The organism is Paenibacillus sp. PsM32, assembly GCF_030433815.1.
GTDB lineage: Bacteria > Bacillota > Bacilli > Paenibacillales > Paenibacillaceae > Saccharibacillus > Saccharibacillus kyungheensis.
In genome coordinates this window covers 18,868-29,494 of sequence record NZ_JARUWY010000022.1, presented here as the reverse complement: position 1 = coordinate 29,494, position 10,627 = coordinate 18,868, and the positions used below count along the sequence as shown (strand labels likewise).

8 protein-coding genes are annotated in these 10,627 nt (G+C 36.9%); 2 read left to right on the top strand and 6 right to left on the bottom strand.

Features of this window, described 5'->3' with window-relative positions; all coding sequences use genetic code 11:
* Window positions 1-65: 65 nt before the first annotated feature.
* The 6 genes from argC to QCD85_RS22795 all read right to left on the bottom strand — a co-directional run bounded on the left by argC (window position 66) and on the right by QCD85_RS22795 (window position 8,423).
* Window positions 66-1,118: an N-acetyl-gamma-glutamyl-phosphate reductase gene (argC, locus tag QCD85_RS22820; RefSeq protein WP_301263975.1), complete on the bottom strand. Its 1,053-nt coding sequence runs from the start codon at window positions 1,116-1,118 to the stop codon at window positions 66-68.
* A 780-nt stretch (window positions 1,119-1,898) separates the two neighbouring features.
* Window positions 1,899-2,795 (bottom strand): YitT family protein, encoded by an 897-nt coding sequence (locus tag QCD85_RS22815; protein ID WP_137225366.1) that lies wholly within the window; start codon window positions 2,793-2,795, stop codon window positions 1,899-1,901.
* 255 nt (window positions 2,796-3,050) lie between these two features.
* A protein-coding gene (prfB, locus tag QCD85_RS22810; RefSeq protein WP_273613732.1) for a peptide chain release factor 2 occupies window positions 3,051-4,164 on the bottom strand; the annotation gives its coding sequence in 2 pieces (ribosomal slippage) (window positions 3,051-4,091 and window positions 4,093-4,164; 1,113 coding nt in all).
* A gap of 199 nt (window positions 4,165-4,363) precedes the next feature.
* A complete protein-coding gene (gene secA / locus QCD85_RS22805; protein ID WP_273613733.1) occupies window positions 4,364-6,817 on the bottom strand; it encodes a preprotein translocase subunit SecA in 2,454 nt (817 codons plus the stop codon).
* Between the two features lie 392 nt (window positions 6,818-7,209).
* Window positions 7,210-7,779 (bottom strand): ribosome hibernation-promoting factor, HPF/YfiA family, encoded by a 570-nt coding sequence (hpf, locus tag QCD85_RS22800; protein WP_204827185.1) that lies wholly within the window; start codon window positions 7,777-7,779, stop codon window positions 7,210-7,212.
* 446 nt (window positions 7,780-8,225) lie between these two features.
* On the bottom strand, window positions 8,226-8,423 hold the full coding sequence (locus QCD85_RS22795; protein WP_204827184.1) for a cold shock domain-containing protein: 198 nt from the start codon (window positions 8,421-8,423) through the stop codon (window positions 8,226-8,228).
* A gap of 337 nt (window positions 8,424-8,760) precedes the next feature.
* Between QCD85_RS22795 and rfbF the strand changes: the two genes are divergently transcribed.
* The gene (gene rfbF, locus QCD85_RS22790) at window positions 8,761-9,540 is read left to right on the top strand and encodes a glucose-1-phosphate cytidylyltransferase (protein ID WP_301263974.1); all 780 of its coding nucleotides are present in this window, start codon (window positions 8,761-8,763) and stop codon (window positions 9,538-9,540) included.
* Window positions 9,541-9,543: 3 nt separating this feature from the next.
* Entirely contained in the window at window positions 9,544-10,623 is a 1,080-nt protein-coding gene (rfbG, locus tag QCD85_RS22785) for a CDP-glucose 4,6-dehydratase (protein ID WP_301263973.1), read from the top strand.
* The last annotated feature ends 4 nt before the right edge of the window (window positions 10,624-10,627 follow it).

The window sequence follows — 10,627 nt, the reverse complement described above, 5'->3', positions numbered from 1 at the left end:
TAGATATTTTGCTTTGCAAAAATCTTTTTTTTATTGGACTTGGGTCGTGCTTATACTGCCAAGCGTTATGGATAAACAGGGACCATTTTTAGACCTAGTGTTTCTTCCCAGCCCATCATACGATTTAAATTTTGGATCGCTTGTCCTGCTGCGCCTTTGACGAGATTATCAATAACAGACACAATCGTGATGCGTCCTGTACGCTCATCTACAGCAAATCCGATATCACAATAATTAGAACCTGCTACTTCTTTGGTCGAAGGCCAGTTACCTTGTTTGCGAATACGCACAAATGGACGATCGCTGTAATACTCACGATAAAGATCGATCCAATCCTGCTCGCTATGTTGCCCTTTGATCGTTGCATACATAGTAGACATAATACCGCGTGTCATTGGCACCAACTGTGTACTGAATGTAACAACAACAGGCTCACCCGCTACACCAGACAATACTTGTTCTATTTCTGGAATATGTTGATGTTTGTTTAATTTATACGCTTTAAAATTCTCATTCATTTCTGCATAATGACTGGTTAGACTGGTTCCGCGTCCAGCACCGGATACACCAGACTTCGCATCGATAATAATCGAACTATGATCAATCCAACCTGCTTCGACACCAGGCATTAATCCGAGCAACGTAGCCGTAGGATAACAACCTGGATTCGAGATTAGACGCTGATCCTGTACATCATTACCCTTTTGCTCACATAACCCATACACTGCTTCTGCCAAATAATTAGCTTCAGGTGCATCGTGCTTATACCATTGCTCATAAGTACTGCTATCTTTGAGGCGAAAGTCACCGGATAAATCAATCACTTTCAACCCTGCTTCTAAGTATTGTGGAACTAAAGTGCTACTCACTCCTGAAGGGGTAGCGGTAAAGACAATATCTGCTTTGGCAGCCGTTGCCACTGCATCGACTCCATCTAATTCCATATCAATAATGCTATCTAAATGAGGAAATTGATCTGACATCGGTGCTCCACTGCTTGATGCAGAAATAACCGAAGTAATCTCGACATGCGGATGATGCTGTAAAAAACGAATCAGTTCCACCCCGCCATAGCCGGTGGAACCTACAATAGCTACTCTTTGTTTAGTTGGATTCAAGCTGAACTCCTCCTGTACTCAAATAAGATCATTAATCTACTGTATCCATGTATAAGCAATTTTCCATTTTACTAACGACAATTTCCATTTCAGTCCGAATAAATAAGATGTGTATTATTATACATCCATGTTAATATAAATACAACTTTATGAATAAATTTATTCCTTTTATGCATCTATACATCGTCTTATCTGTTTTAGTTGTATTATATACGAATAAAAGACCTTTAACTGATTAAATTTCAGAAAAGGTCTTTTTTACTTTTAATCGTTACTTTTTACTAATATTACTAATTATATCAGTCGGCTTAACTTACTCATCTATTCTCTTTATTTTGCATCTGTTTCGTGCTACGATATCCACAAACCATTATTTACCATTTCATTTTACTATTGATCTATACTTGATAAAGGGAAAGGATTGGATAGATGAGGAATATAGCAATTAATTTAATTTCTGCTTTTCTCACCGGATTGCTTGTCGGTTACTCATTAATTGGAACTATTACTATTCCGCTTGTACTTGTTTGTCTAGCCAGTGTAGCTATTTTAGCAATTGGTTATACCGTCATTTATCTTTTGAAAAGAAAAGCTAACTAATACATACTACAAAAATAGTTTTAGCTTATAAGATTACAGATGATTAGAACTATAGCAACTAGTACTTTTGTGATGTATTGCTCTGACCCGGTACATTATAAAAAAATCCTCTTCGCTTTTCAGCGTCCAACTCTTACCTAATGAGTTCTAAGCTGGTATGGCGAAAAGGATTTTTTCATTTTATCCAGTCATTTTGAATCCTTTACCTAATACTTCTTGAGCATTGCTGATAATAACAAAAGCATCTGGATCAACAGAACGTACAATCGTTTTAAGACGACTGGCTTCATTTTGCCCGATAACGACCATTAATACAGTTCGTTCGTCACCTGTATATCCGCCTTCACCGTTAAGCTTTGTTAATCCACGATCCAGATCATTTAGAATCGCTGTCTGCATTTGTTCAATATCATTGGTAATAATATAAGCAACTTTGGAATTGCTGAATCCAAGCTCAACAGCATCGATCACTTTGCTGGTAATATACAGACTGATTAATGCATATAATGCTTGTTCTGGCTTCAATAATAACCCTGCGAATACAATAACACTACCGTCTGTCAAAATGACACAGAAAGACATGCTAAATCCAGTATACTTTTGAATAATTTGCGCTAATATGGATAATCCACCAGTAGAACCACGCCCGCGGAAAACGATCCCGAGTCCCAATCCTACTCCAATTCCTCCATATAATGCTGCTAATAAAGGGTTAGTCGTAGGCACAGGAAAACTACTTGTCAGATAAACAAATAGCGGTAATACAATTGTCCCAATCAATGAACGCATTCCATATTGTCTACCCAGTAATATCACACCTGCAATAAACAAAGGAATATTAAGTAACCACTGAATATACGCTGGTTCAATCCCGAGTAGTTGATTGACAATAATTGATATCCCGGAGACCCCTCCTGAAGCGATATGATTAGGTAATAAAAATAGGTTAAACGTCAGTGCCATAATAAAAGCGCCTACGATGATCAACAAAATATCCCAACTGTTACGAAGAGGTCCTGTTAATGGAATCATTGGCGGCTTGCGTCTGCGTTGCCCTGTACGAGGTTGCATGATCATTTTGATATTCTCCTGTACTCATTATTTTGCATAAAGTCTCATAGCTTTCTTATTCTAACGCAACCCTATTTATTTGAAAAGAACATACAGCACCGTAGTATAGCAGAGATGTTTTGCTTTATAACAATCTTTTGGATGAAATAGAGTAATGCTTGTATCACTACAGGCTAGACATAGACCTCTTCTCGTTATTGAAGCGCAAAAAAAGCCTGATATGAAAGATAACTCTCATACCAGACTTTAAAAAATCGATTATTATTCGACTTCGATTTTGAGCTTACTACGTAAATATCCATCGATAAATGGATCTAAATCTCCATCCATGACTGCACCGATATTTCCTGTTTCGACAGAAGTACGGTGATCTTTGACCATACTATACGGATGGAATACATAAGAACGAATCTGACTGCCCCAAGCAATATCCGATTGCTCTCCGCGAATCTCATCCAATTGCTTACGTTCTTCTTCAATTTTACGTTCTACCAATTTGGAACGTAACATTGTCATCGCATGCTCACGGTTTTTGATCTGTGAACGTTCACTTTGACAGGTTACTACCACACCAGAGGGTAAATGCGTAATCCGAACCGCAGAATCGGTTGTATTGATATGCTGACCACCGGCGCCACTAGCGCGGTACGTATCAATTTTCAAATCTTCGGTACGAATTTCAATCGTAGAATCATTCGTAATCTCTGGCACAACATCACAGGAGACAAACGAAGTATGACGACGGCCTGAAGAATCAAAAGGAGAAATCCGTACAAGACGATGTACTCCTTTTTCAGCTTTGAGATAACCATAAGCATTATGCCCTTTGATCAGCAACGTAACACTTTTGATCCCTGCTTCATCACCAGCTAGATAATCCATCACTTCTACTTTGAAGCCACTTTTCTCTGCCCAACGTTTGTACATCCGAAGCAACATCTCGCCCCAGTCTTGCGACTCCGTTCCGCCTGCACCCGGATGAAGTTCCAAAATAGCATTTAAGCTATCATACGGTTCATCTAACAGTAACTGTAATTCAAAAGCTTCGATTTTGCGAACAAGCTTTTTCACACTTTCTGTTACTTCTTTTGCTAGCGACTCATCATCTTCTTCGTCTGCTAACTCAGCCATAAGACTTGCATCATCATGCTCTTGCTGAAGTTCTAGATAATCATCTACAGCACCTTTAACAGCATTCATTTCAGAAATGACTTCTTGAGCTGATTCATTGTCATCCCAGAATCCTGGTGCAGACATCTTCTCTTCAAAGTTAGCAATCAATTCACGCTTGAGGTCTAAGTCAAAGAGACCCCCTAAGGTTAGATAATTTGGTAGCCATTTCGCGTAAATCATGTTTTATACTAGGATCGATCATTGGTACGCTCACCTCTTCATAATAAATAGATATTTTGCTTAGCAAAAATCTTTAACATTCTTTTGGTCACTTTAATAATGCATACATATATAACTGTTATACCGTATACAAGATGATTGATCCAACAAGAGACACCCACGATAATGGTGAGTGTCTCTTGGGATACAACAATCTATATTCATTTCGGACTATTGATTTATTATTTACGTCTACGACGACGTTCTTCACGAGACGGACGTTTTTCAGCCGTTTCGCCACCACTTGTGCTCATTTTGCTTTCATCCACAACCGCTTCGCGTTCCTGGTTACTTGCAATTTGTGCTCTCATAACATAAGTAGCTACTTCTTCTTGAATCTCAGCGATCATTTGGTTAAACATTTCGAAGCCTTCAAATTGGTACTCACGCAAAGGATCTGTACCACCGTAAGCACGAAGATGAATACCTTGACGCAATTGTTCCATCGCATCAATATGATCCATCCATTTACGGTCAACTGCACGGAGAACAACGACTTTTTCAAATTCGCGAACCATTTCTTCGCCAATTTCTTTTTCGCGTTGCAAGTAGCGTAGTTCTACACGCTCGAACAGATAGTTAACCATCTCTTCTTTTTCTTGCTCATGTAGTTCTTGTTCTGTGATTGTACCTTCTTGCAAGAAGTTATTGTTCACATAATCTGCAATCGCTTGAAGTTCCCAGTTCTCAGGAATATCATCATTACAATGGACTTCTACGATACGCTCAATACAAGGTTTAATCATTTGCAATACAACTTCACGAATATTATCAGATTCCAATACTTCACGACGTTGTTTATAAATGATTTCACGTTGTTTGTTCATCACATCATCATATTGCAATACGATTTTACGCATATCAAAGTTACTACCTTCAACACGTTTTTGAGCAGATTCTACAGCACGTGTAATCATACGACTTTCAATCGGTTGGTCTTCTTCAAAGCCCAATTTTTCCATCATATTCATTACATTATCTGCACCAAAGCGTTTCATTAGTTCATCACCTAGAGAAAGGTAGAACTGTGTAGAACCTGGATCTCCTTGACGACCTGCACGACCACGAAGCTGATTATCAATACGGCGAGATTCATGACGCTCTGTACCGATAATATGCAAGCCACCTGTGTCTTTTACACCTTCACCAAGTAAAATATCTGTACCACGTCCAGCCATGTTAGTAGCGATCGTTACTGTACCTGGTTGACCGGAGCGTGCAATAATTTCTGCTTCTTCTGCATGGTATTTTGCATTGAGGACCTGATGCTTAATACCTTTACGTTTTAGCATTTCAGAAAGACGTTCAGAGTTCTCAATCGATACTGTACCGACAAGAATCGGTTGGTTTTTCTCATGACGTACAACGATTTCGTCAACAACAGCGCGGAATTTACTTTCTTCGCTCTTATAGACAACATCAGCAAAGTCTTCACGTTGATTCACACGGTTAGTTGGTACTTGAAGTACTTCTAGACCGTAGATCTTTTTGAATTCTTCTTCTTCTGTTTTCGCTGTACCTGTCATACCTGCAAGCTTTTTGTACATACGGAAGTAGTTCTGGAACGTGATTGTTGCCAGTGTCATACTTTCGTTTTGTACTTTCAAAGATTCTTTCGATTCGATCGCTTGGTGTAGACCATCGCTATAACGACGACCCGCCATTAAGCGACCTGTAAATTCATCTACGATCAATACTTCGCCATCAGCAACAACATAATCCACGTCACGACGCATGATTGTGTTTGCTTTCAGCGCTTGTACTACATGGTGATTGATCGTTACATTTTTGTTGTCATATAGGTTTTCTAAGCCGAAGAAATTCTCTGCTTTTTCAACACCTTTTTCAGTTAATGCTACAGATTTTACTTTGATATCGACATTGAAATCTTCTTCCATTTTCAATGTTTTTACAAAGCGGTCTGCTGCAAAATACAATTCAGTTGATTTCTGTGCTTGTCCTGAAATAATAAGTGGTGTACGTGCTTCATCGATCAAGATCGAATCCACTTCATCAATAATACAGAAGTACAATGGACGTTGTACCATTTGTTCTTTGTACAACACCATATTGTCACGCAAGTAATCAAATCCAAATTCATTATTTGTACCATAAGTGATATCACAAGCATAAGCCGCTTGCTTCTCGTCATGTTGCATACCGTTCAGGTTAACCCCTACAGTCATGCCCAAGAAGTTATAAATGCGACCCATTTGTAGACTATCACGTTGAGCCAAATAATCATTAACTGTAACGACATGCACACCTTTACTAGCCAGTGCATTTAGATATACAGGAAGTGTTCCTACAAGTGTTTTACCTTCACCTGTTTTCATCTCTGCGATTCTTCCTTCATGCAGAGCGACACCACCGATCAATTGTACGTCAAAATGACGCATGCCTAGCACACGTTTGGAAGCTTCACGTACAGTACAGAATGCTTCTGGCAATAGTTGATCCAGTGTTTCTCCTTTTTCCAGACGTTCGCGGAATTCAGCCGTTTTGGCTTGTACTTCCTCATGAGACAATGCCTCAAATTCCGGTTCCATTTTATTAATGATCTCGACGGTTTTCAATAGACGTTTAACATCACGTTCATTGGTATCGCCAAAAATTTTCTTCACAAGTCCTAGCATGGTTTACCCCTTTCGCGCAAAACAGAGATAGATTATTGAATAATGCAATTACCGTAACGCTTATGGGGGATTATTCAATAACCTCAGTTGCAATAAATTGTACCAGTTTCAGGGAAAAGCCGCAACAAAACAGCGCATTTCCTATACATTTTTGGTATATGATAAAATTTCAATAGGACACAAGATCACTATATCCCGTGCCTGACTATATCCATATGATGTTCGTCATCATTTTTTGAGAACTCTTCTACATTATTACGCAAAAGAATACAAAATGTTTCTTAAATCGTTCAAGTCTTATTATACCGCACTGTAGAGCGGGTTGTACAATTTTTGCATGTAAAAAGAGCCTATCCCGAAGGATAAGGCTCTGGTTGTATATCAATAATCACTTATTCTTGTTCAATCAATCCGTATTTACCATCGTCACGACGATAAACAACGTTTACTTCTTGAGTGTCTACATTGGAGAATACAAAGAATGTATGTCCAATCATATTCATTTGCAAGATAGCTTCTTCTACATCCATCGGTTTTAGGAGGAAGCGTTTGTTACGTACAACTTCCAATTCATCTAATTCATTTTCAATATCCGCATCCTCAGCAACAGCAAGTGCAGCAGCTGTAGGATCTTCTACGAAGAAGGATTTCAAGCTTCCCTCTTGGCGGAATTTACGATTTAATTTAGTTTTATGTTTGCGAATCTGACGTTCCAGCTTATCTACTACAGAGTCGATCGAAGAATACATATCTTCACTGCGATCTTCTGCACGTAAAATAAGTCCAGGGAGAGGGATTGTAACCTCTACTGTGTGCTGTCCACGATTGACACTAAGTGTAACCGTTCCGTCAGAAACGGGAGGTGAATCAAAATATCTTTCAAGTCTGCCTAACTTTTTGTCCACATAATCTTTCATAGCATCTGTAACATCGATTTGTTGACCACGTATAACAAAGTTCATAAGGCACTCCTCCTTTAGGGAATTATAACATAGATGTTAACGGCATGTAAAAAGGATACTGGTGCAAATTAGCAGTGACAATCTATTGTCAAATCTAGTCGTCAGAGTACCCGCGTCTGACTTTATATTTTAGTCTTACAAATATAAATAGAGTTCTGTCAAACGCTTGCAAAATCCTCAAAACTACTCTCTTCTACCTATAAATACATAGTCGAAAATAGTTCATCTATTATGCCGCCCTTGTGTTCCATTAACCAATCTGACCTTAATCCAATCGCTTACAATGTGACAGATATCCGAAACTTATTATTCAGTAACTAAGTAAACTATTCATACAATAGTCATACTATAGAAAAAGGCTCCGGAGTGTTCCGGAGCCTTAGCTGATTATTCAAATGTGTAACCATCAATAATACCTATGTAGGTTGGCAAATGCCGAAGGATGATTATAATTTGATAACGTTAGCTGCTTGTGGTCCACGCGCGCCTTCAACGATGTCGAATTCTACGGATTGACCTTCTTCTAACGTTTTGAAACCTTCAGTTTGAATCGCAGAAAAGTGTACAAATACGTCTCCGCCTTCTTCAGTCTCAATAAAACCATATCCTTTTTCTGCGTTAAACCATTTTACTTTACCATTCATGCAATAACATTCCCTTCGTTATCAAATAAGTAGAGTAAGACATTGCCTACGCCTCTAAATATACCAAATTTGGTGGGTAAATGTCAATTGGTAAAGTAAATACTTTCATGGTATTTTATTACATTTAATGAGTTATGATTGTTATTTATTTTTATTAGTATGAATGAATATAAATTTATGTTTACTTTAATCTCTAATATTTATATAAATATTAGAGATTAAAGCTATTTTACTAAAAAATTTTGTTTTTTTATAGTGTAAACTGGCAATGATAGTGATAAAATTTTTATAATATGTTCTATTATTTACACAAAACTTAAAGAGAGAAGGTATATCTTTGAAGGTCGTTATACTTGCTGGAGGATATGGAACACGAATTAGTGAAGAATCACATCTAAAACCCAAGCCAATGATTGAAATTGGTGGGAAACCAATATTATGGCACATTATGAAACATTATTCTTATTTTGGTTTTAATGATTTTGTTATTTGTCTAGGATATAAAGGATATATTATTAAAGAATATTTTGCTCATTACTTTTTACATGAATCCGATGTAACATTTGATTTCAGAAATAATAATCAACAAATTATTCACTCTAATACAGCTGAACCATGGAAAGTAACTTTAGTTAATACTGGAATAGAATCTATGACTGGAGGAAGAGTAAAAAGAATTCACAACTATGTAAAAGATGATGATGCCTTTATGCTTACTTATGGCGATGGTGTTTCAAATATTAATATTAATGACCTTGTAAACTTCCATAAAAATAATAAAAAACTTGTTACAGTCTCTACTACCCAACCTTCAGGCAGATTTGGATCATTAGCTTTAGGTGAAAACCATATTGTTGATAGTTTTCAAGAAAAGCCTCAAGGAGATGGGGGCTGGATTAATGCTGGGTTCTTTGTTATGTCTCCAAAAGCTTTAAATTATATTGATAATGACGATACTATATTAGAAAAAGAACCTTTAGAAAATATTGCATCGGATAAACAATTAGTCGCTTATAAGCATTCTGGATTTTGGCAACCAATGGATACTTTAAGAGATAAAAATTATTTGGAAGATTTATGGAAAATCGAACAAGCACCTTGGAAAGTATGGAGGTAAAACATGGATACTGATTTTTGGAAAAACAAAAAAGTTTTTATTACTGGAAATACGGGATTTAAAGGTAGTTGGTTAACATTATGGTTACTCAAAATGGGTAGTCAAGTATCTGGTTATTCTTTAGCACCTCCTACGACTCCTTCGTTATATGATATAAGTAATCTGGATAAGGAAATTTTCACTTCAATTAATAATATTCAAAGTTTTCCTCATCTTAGTCAAGCACTTGAAGAATCAAATCCTGATATTATTATCCATATGGCTGCACAACCTCTTGTTAGAGAATCTTATACTAATCCATTAGAAACTTATTCAACTAACTTTATAGGTACATTAAATCTACTAGAAAGTATAAGAATTTTGAATCAAAAAAAATCAAAAAAAAGGGTTGTTATTAATGTAACAACAGACAAATGCTATGATAACAAAGAATGGCACTGGAGTTATAGAGAAAATGACACATTAGGAGGATATGATCCTTATTCTAATAGCAAAGCTTGTTCCGAGTTGTTAACTTCTTCATATAGAACTAGTTTTTTTAATGTTGATTCTTTTGAGAAACATGGTGTACTTTTAGCTTCTGCACGAGCTGGTAATGTAATTGGTGGAGGAGACTGGGCAAAAGATCGTCTGATTCCTGATTGTATTAAGAATTTATTGAATAATGAGTCTATACTAATTAGAAACCCTTCTTCAATACGTCCTTGGCAACATGTACTAGAACCTCTTAATGGTTATTTACTTTTAGCACAGACAATGTATGAAAAAGGAACTAACTTTGCTGAAGCTTGGAATTTTGGACCAAATGATGAAGATGCTCAACCTGTTGAATGGATAGTTAAAAAAGTGTGTAATCTCTGGGGACAGAATGCTAGTTATAAAATAATAAATAGTGATAACCCTGTTCATGAAGCGCATTATCTAAAATTAGATTGTTCTAAAGCCAAAAATGAATTGAAATGGTATCCACGTTGGAATATAGAAACTGCACTAGAAAAAGTAGTAGATTGGAATAAAGAATATCTCGACAATCGAGATATTCAGAACTACTGTTTAAAACAAATAGAATCATATAGTTTATAATATA

Bases quoted from the DNA above. Each gene is read 5' to 3' on its own strand.
- hpf (WP_204827185.1), bottom strand. From the start codon at position 7,779: ATGAACTTTGTTATACGTGGTCAACAAATCGATGTTACAGATGCTATG.
- secA (WP_273613733.1), bottom strand. From the start codon at position 6,817: ATGCTAGGACTTGTGAAGAAAATTTTTGGCGATACCAATGAACGTGAT.
- QCD85_RS22815 (WP_137225366.1), bottom strand. From the start codon at position 2,795: ATGATCATGCAACCTCGTACAGGGCAACGCAGACGCAAGCCGCCAATG.
- QCD85_RS22795 (WP_204827184.1), bottom strand. From the start codon at position 8,423: ATGAATGGTAAAGTAAAATGGTTTAACGCAGAAAAAGGATATGGTTTT.
- rfbG (WP_301263973.1), top strand. From the start codon at position 9,544: ATGGATACTGATTTTTGGAAAAACAAAAAAGTTTTTATTACTGGAAAT.